The sequence below is a fragment of the Frankia alni ACN14a genome (assembly GCF_000058485.1).
Classification (GTDB): Bacteria; Actinomycetota; Actinomycetes; order Frankiales; family Frankiaceae; genus Frankia; species Frankia alni.
Genome location: NC_008278.1, coordinates 6,377,943 through 6,391,828 on the forward strand (window position 1 = coordinate 6,377,943; position 13,886 = coordinate 6,391,828).

Genomic DNA, 13,886 nt, shown 5'->3' on the forward strand with positions numbered 1-13,886 from the left:
GCCGGGACGGGCCGGTCTTGCTACTCCTCGTCGGGCGCGGCGGCCACCTTCGCGGCGAGGGCGGACATGACCGCGGGGTCCCGCAGGGTCGTGACGTCGCCGAGCTCCCGGCCCTCGGCGACGTCCCGCAGCAACCGGCGCATGATCTTGCCGGATCGGGTCTTCGGCAGGTCGTCGGCCCAGACGATCCGCCGCGGCCGGGCCAGCTTGCCGATGCGCCGGGCCACGTGCTCACGCAGCTCGGCCTCGACGGCGGCGTCGCCGACCCGTTCGCCCGCCAGCGTCACGAACGCGACGATCGCCTGGCCGGTCTGCTCGTCGGCCTGCGCGACGACGGCGGCCTCGGCCACGGCCTCGTGGGCGACGATCGCCGACTCGACCTCGGCGGTGGACAGGCGGTGCCCGGAAACGTTGATGACGTCGTCGATCCGGCCGATGATCCAGAAATAGCCGTCGGCGTCGAGCCGGGCCGCGTCCCCGACCACGTACGTCGTCGGGCCGAAGCGGGAGAAGTACGTCTCGACGAACCGCTTGTCGTCCTTGTACAGGGTCCGCAGCATCGACGGCCACGGCTGGGTGATCACCAGGATGCCGGTGCCCTCGGTGACGGGCCGGCCGTCCTCGCTCAGCAAGGCGGGGCTGATCCCGGGCAGCGGCCTCGTCGCCGAGCCCGGCTTCGTCGGGGTGACCCCCGCCAGCGGCGAGATGAGCACCGAGCCGGTCTCGGTCTGCCACCAGGTGTCGACGATCGGGCAGCGCCCGCCCCCGATCACCAGGTGGTACCACAGCCAGGCCTTCGGGTTGATCGGCTCGCCGACCGTGCCGAGGACCCGCAGCGAGGACAGGTCGTGGCGGTCGGGGTACTGCGCGCCCCACTTGATGCAGGTGCGGATCGCCGTCGGCGCCGTGTAGAAGACGGTGACCTTGTACTCCTCGACGATCCGCCACCAGATGTCGTGGTCCGGGTAGTCCGGGGCCCCCTCGAACATCACGCTGGTCACGCCGTTGGACAGCGGTCCGTACACGATGTAGGAGTGGCCGGTGATCCAGCCGACGTCGGCGGAGCACCAGTAGACGTCGGTCGCCGGGTCGAGGTCGAAGACCGTCCGCAGGGTGTAGGTCGCACCGAGCAGGTAGCCCGCGGTGGTGTGCAGGATGCCCTTCGGCTTCGCCGTCGACCCGGAGCTGTACAGGATGAACAGCGGATGCTCCGCCGGCAGGCCGACCGCCGGGCACACCGGACCGGCGGCGGCGAGCAGCTCGTCGTACCAGACGTCGCGCCCGGCGGTCATCGGCACCTCGTCGGCGTTCTCCCCCGGGCCGCGGACCACCACGATGTGCTCCAGCGCGGGCAGGTCGCCGAGCTCGGCGTCGACGGCGGCCTTCACCGGCGCCCGGCGCCCCTTGCGCCGCGCCCCGTCGACGGTGATGAGCACCTTGGCGTCGGAGACCTCCATCCGCTCGCGGACCGCGGACGGCGCGAAGCCACCGAAGACCACGTTGTGGACCGCGCCGATCCGGGCGCAGGCCAGCATCGCGGCGGCCACCTCGGGAATCATCGGCAGGAAGATGCCGACGACGTCGCCGGCCCGCACGCCGAGGGACAGCAGACCGTTCGCCAGCCGCTGGGTCTCGGCCAGCAGGTCGGCGTAGGTGACGTCGCGGTGCTCGCCCTCCTCACCGCGCCAGTGGAACGCGACCCGCCCGCCCCGGCCGGCCTCGACATGGCGGTCCAGGCAGTTGGCCGACAGGTTCAGCTCGCCGTCGGCGAACCAGGTGTAGAAGGGCGGGTTCGTGTCGTCGAGCACCTGCGTGAACGGCGTGTCCCAGGTGAGCAGCTCGCGGGCCGCGGCGGCCCAGAACGCCTGCGGGTCCGCCGCGGCGGCGGCCCGGTCGGCGTCCACGGGGCGGCGTCGGACGAAGCCGGCCGGTGGGTCGAAGCTCTCCACCGACAGCAGGCCCTCCAGCGTGGCCTCCAGATCGGTCGTGGCGCTCCGACCGGTCGTGGCGCTCCGACCGGTCGTGGCGCGCACGGCCTGATCGGTCACGGTTCCTCCTGGACGAACGCTGTCTGGACGAAACGGTGGGTGGTGGGACACCTACCCCAGTGTACCACGAAGACCGCTCGCCGCCCAGGATCACGCCGGGGCGGCGGGAGTCGGATCGGGCCGGTCGGCGCGCACCCGGTCCAGCAACGCCGCCAGCACCTGTTCGCCCGCGAGCGCCCCCGCGCCGGCGGTGACGGCGACGTTCGGCGCCGACCAGCCGAGTTCGTGCAGCTCACCGTGGGCGGGCCGGACGGCGGCGTCGGCCGCCAGCAGCATCGGGATGTCCAGGACCGAGTCGCCCGCGGCCAGCAGCGTCACCGTGCCGGCCCGGCGGACCACCTCGTCGACGGCCCGCTGCTTGGTCAGCACCGTCGGCACCAGGTACACCTTGCGGCCCTGCGCCGACACCGACCAGCCGCCCGCCCGGGCCGCCGCGGTGACGCCGGTCAGGTCCGGGATGGCGGGCCGGTCGTGGGCGACGAGGTAGACGAACAGGTCGTCGGCGGCGCGGACCGTCCGGGCCCAGCCGCCGGCGGCGAACCGTTCGGCGAGCGCCAGCATCTCGGGCAGCGGCGCGCAGGCGGCGGCCACCTCCGCCGCGATCCCGGCCGCCCACGCCGGGTCCGGGACGCCGTCGACGAGCAGGTGCCCGCCGTTGGCCGCGATCGCGTACCGCGGCCGGACCCCGAGGTCGACGCGGCGGTACTGGGCGAGCGTGCGGGTGGTGACGGGGACGACCACGGCCCGGCGGTGCAGCTCGGCCAGCAGCGCGAGCTCCCGCGCCGTCGCGAAGGACAGCGGGGCGCCGTCGAGCCGCTCGACCTCGACCAGCTCGGGCTCGGCGGCGCCGGCGGGCAGCAGCAGCGAGCGCCGGGAGAAGATCAGCGTCTTGTCCAGGTCGAGGGCCACCAGATGGTCGGCTCCCGCCGTCACGAGGCGTCCGAGGCGCCGGAGGGGCTCCAGGGGCCGGAGGGGCCGGAGCGGTCCGAGGGGCCCGGGACCGCCGGCAGGTCCGGCAGGTCCGGCAGGTCCGCGGCGTCGGGGCGCCAGCGCGCGTTCGGGGTGTGGAACACCGGCGCCGCGCCGACCGGACGCACGAGCCCCACGCACGAGAACGGCAGGTCGGCCATCTCCTCGACGGCAACGCCGCGGTCGGCGGCCAGCGCCAGGACGTGGGGCAGCTCGTCGACGCGGTCCGGGGCGACGAGGATGCGCCACGGCACCCGGCGCAGCAGCACCCGGGTGGTCTCGCCGACTCCGGGCTTCACCATGATCACGTCCGGGATGTCGTAGGCGGCGGCGATGCGCTCCACCGCCGCCCAACCGGCCCAGGTCGGCCGCCGGTCGCCCGCCCACAGCCGCGGCCAGGTCTCGGCGACCTCGTCCGCGACCGCGTCGAACTGCGCGACGACCGTGTCGACGAAGTGCCGGGACAGGTCGTGCGGCGCGAGCTCACCGTAGAACTTCGCGCCGTGGAAGTCGTCCGGGCCGATGTGCTCGGCATTGAGGACGGTCCGGCTGACCAGCCCACTGACCGTGGAGTTCAGGCAGGCGCTCGGGATGAGGAAGTCGTCGCGGGTGCCGTACAGCGGCACGCACCGCGCCGGGTCGGCGAGCACGGCGAGGGTGTCGTCGAGCCCGAGACCCGCGACCGCCTCGGTGAGCACCCGCGTCATCACGCCCTTGCCCGTCCAGCCGTCGACGAACTGGATCGCCTCGCGGTCGAACCGCTCGGTCAGGTAGCGCACGGCGTTCATGTCCACCCCGCGATCCTTGATCACGGAGATGGCATAATGCGGGGTGTCGAGGCCGTGCCGCCAGCCGTACCAGCGGCGCATCAGGATCCCGACCGGCGTCCCCGCCCGGGCGATCGAGGCCAGGACCGGCTCGGGCTTCGTGACCCGGACGAGCTCGGCGACCAGCCCCGTGGCCAGCGCCACCCGTCGGGCCGAGCGTTCCAGCGCCTGGTGGTAGAGGCGCAGGTAACCGGCGTCGGGCTGGTACTCGACGGGCAGGTCCTCGGAGTAGTGCCGGCCGGCCTGCATCGCCTCCTCGCGGTCCTCGGTGGGCCGTTCGAGGTCGACGGCGCTCAGATCGGTGAGCAGGAAGGTGACGTCCGCCGGGTCGTACGAGCCCGAGCCGATCGTCCCGGCGAGCGCGGGGTCGCCCGGCCGCCCGGCCACCGGCGTCGCCGGCCCGGATCCCGCGGCGCTCATCGGGCCTGCTCCGGCAGGGCCAGCCCGACCTCGATGCTGCGGGGGGCCGGGCGGTAGGCGGGCAGGGTGAGCACGGCGACCGGGGCGCAGCGACGCAGCTCGGCGACGAGGCCCGCCGGGTCGGCGACCGGCGCGGGGGAGGCGGCGTCCACGCCGGAGTCGACGATCAGGACGATGTCGTCGTAGGCGCCGGGACGGACGTTGTAGACGTGGCTGACCCGGCCGGGGTCGTCCGGGGCCGGGAACGTGTGCGCCGCCCGGATGGCGTAGCCCTCGACGTCGACCGGGTGGACCGGCGAGCGGGTCGTCGACTGGTAACGGACGTCGCCGGAGCCGGTGGCGGCCAGCGTGTCCGCGATCCGCATCGGGGTGTACATCAGTTCCTCCGTCCCGAGGACGAGTGTGCGGCCGTCCGGCCGGGTCAGTGCCGCGCGCACGGCGGCGGCGACCGGCGCCAGGGCGTCGTCCAGCCGGCGCCGGTGGGTCGGCGACCAGCCGTACCTGCCGCCCTCGGGCAGGTCCGCCGGCCAGTCCGCAGTCAGCCACCGAACCGGATGCCCGGCCTGGACGGCCTGGACGAACGGGACGGACGGGACGGACGGGACGGACGGGCGGGCCTTGGCGGGGGTCGGGATCTGGTCGGACGCCGGGGCCCGGTCGGACGCCGGGGCCCGGTCGGGCGGCTCGGCCCCGGCGAGGCGGGCACGGATGCTCGCAGCCCGGTCGGCGATCTCGGGCGGCACCGTGACGGTGGCCGCGATCAGGGCGACGACGTCGATCCGGACGCCGAGTTCGGCGGCGAGGTCGGCGAACGCCGTGCGGGCCGCGGCCGGCCGGGCGTCGACGAGGGTCGCCACCACGTAGCGACCGCGGGGGGCGTGGGCGTGCAGGATGCGGATCGTGCCGAGGGCGGTCCGGCCGGTGGACAGCTCGTCGTCGACGAGCACGATCGGCTCGCCGCCGCGCAGGATCGCCGGATCCTCGGGGACCAGCCAGTGGTGGGAGGCGTGCGAGTGCGACTCGGTGAACTCCAGCACCGGCGGCACTCCTGGCAGGTCCCGCCGGGTGGTGTGCAGGTAGTGGCTGCCCGCCAGGCCGTCGGCGACGGCGTGGCCGAGCGCCGTCGCCGTCTCGCAGTAGCCGATGACGAGCGGCCCCGGCCGGGCGCCGTCACGATGGCCCGCGGCAGCGGCCTCGCCGACGGCAGCGGCCTCGCCGGCGGCAGCGGCCTCGCCGGCGTCGTGGGCGTGGGCGGCGCCCGGGCCGTCTTCGGGGAAGCCGGGCAGCGCCCGTACCAGCGCCGCGAGGTCCGCGCCGGCGGCCAGGCCCGCCCCCGGCGCGACCGGCAGGTGCTTGCCGAGCACCCGGCTGACCAGCAGGTGGGCCCGGCGCGGATTGCGCCGCAGGGCCAACCCGACCAGCGCGTCCAGGCCCTCGCCGCGCACGTCCGCGCTGACCTCGACGGCGAGCCCCAGCTCCGCCCACAGCCAGCCCGGGTCCGCCGGCACCGGTGTCGTCGTGGTCATCGGGTGGCGCCCGCGCTGCTGTGGCCGCGGGTGGCCGCCAGCACCTCGACGAAGGTGTCCCCCTCGCGCAGGACCCCGAACGCCCTGGCCCGGCGCTGCACCGCCTCGGCCCAGGCCCGGTGCGGGCGCAGCTCGTTCATCTTGTTCGCGTAGCTGCTCGGGCGGACTCCGCCGGAGTCCCCGGCGAGGATCGTCTCGGCATCGGTGAACTCCTCCTGGCTCACGACGTGCAGCGCGTGCACCGCCGGGATGTGGCTGGGATGGATCACGGTCTTGCCGATCAGGCCGTTGGCCCGGTCCAGGACGACCTCCCGGATCAGCCGGTCGAGGTCGGCCGAGACCAGCGCGCTGCGCATCCGGATCGCCTCCTGGCTGCCGTCGACCCGGTCGGCCTGGGCGAACGGGGTCACCCGCAGCGAGCTGACGAACAGGCGCTCCGGCTGGGCGAAGTACTCCCACACCGGGCCGGTGACGATGTGATCGCCACCGCGGGCGCAGATGTTCACGATGTCGGCGATGCAGTCGCGGACCACGGCGATGTCGTAGATCGTCAGGTCCCGGTCCCGGCGCAGCCCGAACAGCCCGCACAGGTCGGTGGCGCCGAGCCGGATCGCGAGGACCTGCTCGGCGTGCTTGTCGACCAGTCGCCGCACGGCCGTGAGCGCCTCGACGCGGGTCTCCCGATTGATCACCGGCGGGCTCTCCAGCACCGGCATCGCCCACAGCGGCCGGCCGGCGACGTCGGAGGCCCGCAGCACCGCCTCCAGCGCCGCCTGGCCGCCCTCCTCGGCGAACTTGGGCAGGACGAACCCGGCGAGGCAGCGGGCGCCGTCCGGACCGAGCCGCGCGATCAGGTCCGGGATCTGCCCGACGGCACGCACCCGGACGAACACCAGCGGCAGCCCGTCGCCGGAGCGCGGCGGGTCGTCGGCGAGCGAGCGCAGCGCCGCGACGACGTTGGCCTCGGCGTCGGCCACCTCGGTGTCGGCGATCGAGTCCTCGAGACAGAGCACCATCGAGTTCACCCCGGCCGCGGTCTGCCGGCGCACGTCGAACGCCAGGTGGGGCCTGGTGCCCGGCGCGTACAGCGTGGCGCCGAGCGCGGTGGCCAGCAGCCGGCGGTCCCCGTCGACGGCGATCTCCTCCGGCGGGCGGTGGAACAGGGTCTCGATCGTCTCGTCGTCGAGGAAGGCGAAGTGGCGCAAGCGACGTTCCCCTCGTGAAAGGCGGCGGCGTCGCTCGACCAAGGTCCCGGGTTCGGTGTGCGCCGGCCGGGCCGGCAAGATCGTCAAACGTCGCCTTTCGGGTGACGGTACCTGCCCGGGGGCGTGTGACGACAGACAACGACAACCGTCAGTCAGCCGACATTCGACGGTCACCCTGAGGTCATCGGCAGGCAGCCGACCTGCAGCTGAGCATCCGCAACGGGTCGGGCCGGGACGGATCGCTCCGTCCCGGCCCGACGATCTGCCGCCCGCGCGTCCGGCGCCCCGGTCAGCTTGCTCCGGTGCCGAACAACTTCTTGTACTCGGCGGCGGCCTTCGGGTTCTGGCCGCCGTTCGTGATCGTCGAGCAGACGTTGCCGGGGGTGGGATCGCTGAAGTAGGCGTCGTAGCCCATCACGTCGCCGGCCGCCTTGAACGTCTCGAACATCTTCTGGATGTAGAAGGGGTTGTCGCCGCCGCCGTCACCGCTGCAGGAGGCCACGCCCCACTCGCCGACCCCGACCTTCTTGCCGTGCTCCCGGGCGAACCGAATCACGTAGCACAGGCCGTTGACGTCCTCGCACTGCTTGTTCCACGTCGCGTCGTCCTTCGACGGCGGGAAGTGGTCGTAGGCGTCGATGCCGACATAGTCGACGTACTCGTCGCCCGGGTAGGCGCTCCACGGGCTGTTGCCGGTGGGAACCGGGGAGTTGTGCGCGTTGAACGTCCAGTCGATCTTCACCTGCGGGTCGGTGGACCTGATGGCCGCCGAGATCTTCTGGAAGCAGGTGCGGAACGTCGTGGCGTCGGCGTCGGTGTGCCAGTACATGAACGTGCCGTTGAACTCCCAGCCGATCCGGACGATGGAGTCGCCCCGGCCGTGCGCGACCAGGAAGCTACCCAGCTTCTTCCACTGGCCGTCGTACTCACCGCGGGCGCAGGCTCCGTTGTCGCCCTGACCCTTGGGGTAGGTCGGCTCGCTGATCAGCAGCTTGCCGGCGAACCCCTTGAACAGGTCGACCGGCCAGCTCGGCTCCACGAGCCCGCCCCAACCGGAGGTGCGGTCGGTGTAGACGTGGACGAGGTCGTTGGGCCGCCCGCGCCAGTTACCGAACTCCGTGAGCTGCGCGAGCTGGTGCGACTGGAACCCGGACAGCCAGGGCAGGCCCGACGTGGACCCGCCGGCGTCGATCTCCGGCGCCCCGCCGGTCGCCGGGGTGGCCGCGGCGGTCGCGCCGGTCGTGGTGCCCGGGCTCGCCGGCGGGACCGTCGGCAGCCCGGCGGCCGACGGCGAGGCGGCCGAGGCCGACGGCGACGCGGCACCGAACGGCCGGCGCCCACCCCTGCCCTCGGCGGCGGACGGACTCGCGGTCGGGCTCGGCGGCGTGGTGACGCCGACGGCGGGCGAAGGCTGCGTCGTGGCGCTCGGCGTCGGCGATCCCACGGCGTCCGGACCCGGCGACACGGTCGGCGACGCGGCACCGGGGCTCGCCGAGGCGGCGGTGCCCGTGGTACCCGGCAGGGCGGCGGCACCCGGCGTGGCGGTGGCGCCCGGCGTCGTGGTTGTGCCCGTCGCGGTCGAGCTGCCGGAGTGCTGCACGGGGACGTCGGGCAGGGCCGGCGCCTGCCTGAACTCCTTCGCCGCCGCCTCGGGGCCGGTCACGTCGAGGGCCTCGGCGGCGGTGGCGTTGCCCTGGGTCGCCTTGACGTTGACCGTGCCCTTGAAGTCCGCCGGGACCCGGAAGCCCAGGATGAAGCGGCCGTCGGCGTCCGCCTTGGTCAACGCGCTGCCGCCCAGACTGGTGGTCTCGGCGGCGACGGTGACGTCGTCGCCGGCGGCGAAGTCACGCCCGCCGACGAGCACGATGTCCTCGTCGAACAGGACCAGCGTGATGCGACTGCGGGCCTGCGGGGTCATCGTGGAGATCGGGACCCCGGGCTGGGCGGTGCCGGCGGGCTCGGTCGAGGCCGTCGGACTGGCGCTCGGCGACACCGCGCTCGGGGGCGTCGCCGACGGCTGGGGGCTCGGCGTCTCGCCCGCGGCCTGCGCCAGCGGGGTGACCGCGCCCAGCAGGCCGAGGACGAACACCGACACCAGGCCCAGCCGGGCGCCGGTCCGGACCGGCCGACGGGCCCGACGGCGACCGGGGCCGCCGTGGCCGGGCGCGCCACGAGGTCGGGTGGGCGGGGAGACCGAACGGCCGACCGGAGGGGACGGTCGGCGACGAGAGGTCGAGACCATGCTCGCGCGCTGCCTTTCGGAGTTGGCGTGAGACGCACCCGCCGAGCGCACTGCACACCGACAACGGAGCATGGTCGGATCACGACCGTTGATGGGGCGTCCCCTCCGAGCCGCCGCCTGCGCGGCCGCCCAGCGCGCCATCAGAGCTCGACGACACCACGATGGGCGCGTCGACCGGGCTGCCACTGCGGCCCGTCCGTGACGCCGACCATCTCCGACCTCGAGGTCAGGACGGTTCGACAGATGCTCCGGCCGGGTGGCGAACACCCACCTGACCGGTACTGGAACTACGCGTGATGGACCCAATCGTAAGGGGCACACCGGCTACAAGGAACAGCACCAGGACGAATACTTTCCGTGGTAGTGCCATTATTGCAGACCTGGTGGGACATCTCCGCACGGCGGACGCCACAGGACAACACTCGCCCAAATCGCGACGCGGAAGAACATGATCTGACCAGGCCGGAACGGTCGTTCAGCGGACGACCAGATCCTCGTCGGCGGGATGCGTGACGCTCCAGCCGGTGGGGTGGACCAGCGCCGGCAACAACCGGACGCCCCACGGAAGCTGCGCCCCGTCGAGCGTGACGTCGATGGTGCGGGTCACGGCCTGATCGACGGCCGCAAGCCGGGACAGCTCGTGGGCCTCGGCGGCCACCCGCGGCGGCGCGGCGCCCGGCCGCGCGAACAGGATCAGCTCACCGACCGGGCCGGAGGTGTGCACCTGGACCCGCATGGTCCGCCGCCGCCACCCGGACCGGCTCACCGTGTAGGTGACCGTCGGCTGCACCAGCGCACCGCCCTGCGACCCGAGCGGGACCGGACCCGTCTGCGCCGGACCGTCCGCCGCTCCCGCCGCCGCCGGGACGCCGGGCCCCCCCGCGGCCACGGGCGTCGCCGGCCCACCGGAGGGACCAGGAACAGCGGAGGCACCAGGAACACCGGGAGCGCCGGGAACACCGGGAACACCGGGAACACCGGGAGCACCGGGAGCGCCACCTCCCCCGCGGCCGTCCGAGCCGCCGGCACCGTCGGGGACGACCGGCTGCCCCGGGCCGGGACCGGGTCCCGGCGGTGCCACGCCGCCAGGAACAACCGGGACGGGCGCGCCGGGCGCGAACCGCCCGTGCCACGCCTGCGCCGAGCCGCCCGCGCCCGACATGCCGGCGCCGGGTCCGGCCGGCGGGAACAGGGGCAGGGGCAGTACGCCCAGCGGGGTCGTGGGCGGGTTGTCCCCGTGCGAGGGCCCCCGGGTCCCGCCCGGCTGAGGGCCCCCCGCCACCGGAGGGCGGGCGCCGACCGGCACCGGGACCGCGCCGGTGCGCGGCTGGGCCGGGCCCCCGAGCGGGTGCGCGGCGGTGATCGGATCGGCGCCTGGCGGGTCGGACCCGGCGGTGGGCCGCCCCGCGAACGGACCGCCGGCGAGGTGACCTCCGACGAGCTGACCGCCGACGAGGTGACCTCCGGTGGCGGGCCCGGCCGGCATGGCAGGCGTCACCGGCAGCGGCGGCGGGTCGCTGCGGGTCGCGGGCCGGGCCAGCACCGCCACCCCCGCGGTCGCGACGCGGGCGATCCCGCCCGCCCGGTACATCGGATAGGCGGCCACGTGGTAGGCCCACCCGTCCGCCGGGGCGGCGAGATGCCAGCCGCCCTTGATCTCCAGGCTGGTGTTGGTGACCTTGGCGCTGGCGGCATACGGGTCGTCCGGACCGGTGGGCGTCCGGTCGCGCCGCCAGAGCACCCGCGCCTCGGTCACCCCGGGTGGCATCTGGAAGGACAGCACGATCGACTCGCCGCGGTCGTCGGCGCGCAGGTCGCGCACGGGCTCGATCACCACGTGTCGCACGGCCCGGCCGATGACGGCAGACTCCCCGTGCACCGTCACCGGGGTGTAGATCACCTCGCCGACCGGGGCGGACTCCGCGGCCTGGCCGGCGCGGCTGGCGCCGACCAGGCGGACGGGCCCGGTGATGGCGGCGAGCTGCACGTCGTCGCCCTCGCCACCGAGCCCGCCGAGGGGCAGCGGGCCGGAGCCGGGCATCGCCAGCGGGCCCGAGCCGGCGCCGGGCAGGGGCAACGGGCCGGAACCCGAGCCCGCCACCAGCCGCGGACCGGTGTTCCCGGCGCCGCCGGCGGGACCCGACGCGACCGGTGTCGCGTAGATCCGCACCTCCCAGCCGGGCGGGGGCGTCCAACGCAGCGTGGTGCGCCCGCTGGTGGTGACGGCGGCGAGATCCTGGACCGGCCGGGGCCGGGCGGTCACCTCGACCTCGGCCTCGGCGCCGGGCGTGCGGACGGGGTGCCCGGCCGCGTCGTGATACTCGATGAAGACGTGGTAACGGTAGGTCACGCCGACGACGACGTCGGTGTCATGGAACACCCCGCCGGTGACCCGGGCCCGCCGGGGCGGCTGGCTGACGGGCGAGCCGGGCGCCACGGTCCGCTCGACCGTGACGACCGACAGGACGCCGTCGAGCCGCCAGGCCAGCCGGATCCCGGCGGCGGTCCGCTCGGCCCGCAGCTCGGCGAGGTCACGGGTGCAGACCACGGGCGCGGTGGCGACCGGTTCGGAGCGGCGCTCGCCGCAGATCGCGGTGACCTCGTGGCGCACCGGCGTCCACGCCGGCGCGCCGGCGTCGTAGAGCTCGGTGGCACGGGTGGTGCCCAGGCTGCGCCGACCCAGCGTCGCCGCGGCGCCCTCGACGAGCACGACGCGCTCCACCCGGTAGGAGACGGGGCCGCCGACGGACGGCGATGCCCGCCAGCGAAGTTGCACCGATCCGTCGGGGCCGGCGACCGCGACGAGGTCCGACGGCGGCGACAGCGGCAGCGCCGCCAGCGCCGCGAGCGCCTCCCGGTTGTCCGCGGCGGTGGCGAGCACCGCGGCCAGGGCGGCCTCCTGGGCCTCGGGCGGCAGCGCCCGCGCGGCCTGGACCCGCCGGCGGATCACCGCCTGGGCGGCGATGAGCTCGGCCAGCACCTCGGCGGGCCCGCGGCCGTCCGGACCGGGCACGTCCGCCGCCTGCGCGGCGAGCCAGCGGGCGTCGTCGAGGGCCGCGTCGGCCCGGTTGGCCGCGCGCGCCTCCGACAGGGCCCGCCAGCCGGCGTCGGCCGCGCCGAGCGCGGCGGAGACCCGGGCGCCGAGCTCGTCGGCGGCGCCGGCGACCGGGCCGCCGACGGCGACCAGCACGGGATGTGCGGCGGCGAGCAGCTCACCGGCCTCGCGGGGGCGCCCGCCCTCCAGCGCGCGGCGCACGGCGGCGAGCGCCTCGGCCGCCTCCCGGGCCTGGCGCAGGCTGTGCCCGCAGTGGCGGCAGACCACCGCCGCGGCCTCGGTCATCGAGCCGCAGGACGGGCAGGTCGTGTAGAGGTCGGTGTCGCAGTACCGGCAGTGCCGGGCGGCGCCGGCCGCCTCCGGGCGCCCACAGCCGGGACAGACGACGTAGTCGACGACCCCGCCGACGTTGACCGCGGCGCCGAGTTCCCGCGCCACCCCGAGGACCACGGACTTCGCCTGCGCCGCGGTCAGCCCTCGCCCGGTGGCCAGCGCCGCGCGGACGAGGCCCTCGAAGGCGACGGCGGTGAGCTCGCCGTCGAGGACGACGTGTTCCTCCACCGCGGGGCGCAGCTCGTCGGCCGCGTCCGCCATCAGGCCGACGGTGTAGGCGGCCGGATCGCCCTCGACCAGCCGGGTCGACACGAGGGCCAGCAGGTCGGCGGTGACCGTCTTCTCCCGGTCGTGCGGGCGGCGGCTGTTGGCCGCCGCCACCGCGGCGTAGGCGGCGGCGAGCCGGTCCGGCGAGGCGTCGGGGGCGAGCCCGAGGAACGCCCACAGCGACGCGCTGGACACCCGGTCGCCGCCGCGCAGGGCGCGCAGTTCGGCCAACCGCTCGGCGATCTGGCGGCGGACCTCGGGCGCCAGCGGCTCCACTCCCCCGCCGACCCCGTCGACGATGATCTGCTCCCGGCTGAGCCGGGCGTCGAACTCCTCGACGGTCACCCCGGCGGCGACGGCGAGCCGGCGCAGGCCGTCGACACGGGAGGCGGGGATGCCGCCGAAGCGTTCCCGCACGGTGGCGAGGTAGCCGTCGACCTTGGCCAGCCGCTCCGCGTCACCGCTGCGCCGGGCGGCGAGCACGTGGGCGCGGACCCGTTCCCGGGACTCCGCGTCGCGCAGCGGCTCCTCCCACTCCCCGCGGCGACGCACCAGCTCGGTGGCGAGCGTGGCGTACTTGGCCGAGTTGCGCTCCCGTTGCAGGAAGGCGAGGACGCGGACGAGATGGGCCCCGACGTCGGAGTCGGTGTACGGCACGGTGGGGTCCAGGCCGGCGATGAGGAAGGGGTCGGCGGTGTCCAGGAAGGAGCCCGCCCGCAGCGGTGCGAGCACCCGCTGGCGATAGCCGCTGCCGTCGAACGCCGCGCTCAAGGATCCACCTTCGTCCCACGTGACCGCCGTGCCCTGCGGACGGACCGGCGACCGGCCCGTCTTCGGGCGCCGAACGCGGGGCGGCAGTTTACCGCCCCACACCCGGCAGGCCCCACACCCGAGAGTACGAAGCGGCGCCCCGCCCCGGGTCCCGGACGCCGCAGACGCCCAGTCCGGTCCTTGCGGATCGGCGGTCCGGTAGCGCCGTCTGGCGGCGATTGCG

At 75.2% G+C, this 13,886-nt stretch carries 7 protein-coding genes; all 7 read right to left on the reverse strand.

Going from position 1 to position 13,886, the window contains the following annotated elements; all coding sequences use genetic code 11:
• Positions 1 to 20: 20 nt before the first annotated feature.
• The gene (acs, locus tag FRAAL_RS25625; RefSeq protein ID WP_050997449.1) at positions 21 to 2,033 is read right to left on the reverse strand and encodes an acetate--CoA ligase; all 2,013 of its coding nucleotides are present in this window, start codon (positions 2,031 to 2,033) and stop codon (positions 21 to 23) included.
• A 105-nt stretch (positions 2,034 to 2,138) separates the two neighbouring features.
• Positions 2,139 to 2,981, reverse strand: a complete 843-nt coding sequence (locus FRAAL_RS25630; RefSeq protein WP_011606948.1) for a hypothetical protein — start codon at positions 2,979 to 2,981, stop codon at positions 2,139 to 2,141.
• The gene (locus FRAAL_RS25635) at positions 2,978 to 4,264 is read right to left on the reverse strand and encodes a cysteine protease StiP family protein (RefSeq protein ID WP_231861347.1); all 1,287 of its coding nucleotides are present in this window, start codon (positions 4,262 to 4,264) and stop codon (positions 2,978 to 2,980) included. The genes FRAAL_RS25630 and FRAAL_RS25635 overlap by 4 nt, the downstream gene beginning before the upstream one ends.
• Positions 4,261 to 5,790 (reverse strand): phosphoribosyltransferase family protein, encoded by a 1,530-nt coding sequence (locus FRAAL_RS25640; RefSeq protein ID WP_050997252.1) that lies wholly within the window; start codon positions 5,788 to 5,790, stop codon positions 4,261 to 4,263. The genes FRAAL_RS25635 and FRAAL_RS25640 overlap by 4 nt, the downstream gene beginning before the upstream one ends.
• Positions 5,787 to 6,995: an HpcH/HpaI aldolase/citrate lyase family protein gene (locus FRAAL_RS25645; RefSeq protein WP_011606951.1), complete on the reverse strand. Its 1,209-nt coding sequence runs from the start codon at positions 6,993 to 6,995 to the stop codon at positions 5,787 to 5,789. Before FRAAL_RS25645 ends, FRAAL_RS25640 begins: the two co-directional genes overlap by 4 nt.
• A gap of 289 nt (positions 6,996 to 7,284) precedes the next feature.
• The gene (locus FRAAL_RS25650; protein WP_011606952.1) at positions 7,285 to 9,237 is read right to left on the reverse strand and encodes a glycosyl hydrolase; all 1,953 of its coding nucleotides are present in this window, start codon (positions 9,235 to 9,237) and stop codon (positions 7,285 to 7,287) included.
• Between the two features lie 475 nt (positions 9,238 to 9,712).
• Positions 9,713 to 13,663: a hypothetical protein gene (locus FRAAL_RS25655; protein ID WP_041939776.1), complete on the reverse strand. Its 3,951-nt coding sequence runs from the start codon at positions 13,661 to 13,663 to the stop codon at positions 9,713 to 9,715.
• Between the last annotated feature and the right edge of the window lie 223 nt (positions 13,664 to 13,886).

Bases quoted from the DNA above. Each gene is read 5' to 3' on its own strand.
- FRAAL_RS25650 (WP_011606952.1), bottom strand. From the start codon at position 9,237: ATGGTCTCGACCTCTCGTCGCCGACCGTCCCCTCCGGTCGGCCGTTCG.
- FRAAL_RS25635 (WP_231861347.1), bottom strand. From the start codon at position 4,264: ATGAGCGCCGCGGGATCCGGGCCGGCGACGCCGGTGGCCGGGCGGCCG.
- FRAAL_RS25640 (WP_050997252.1), bottom strand. From the start codon at position 5,790: ATGACCACGACGACACCGGTGCCGGCGGACCCGGGCTGGCTGTGGGCG.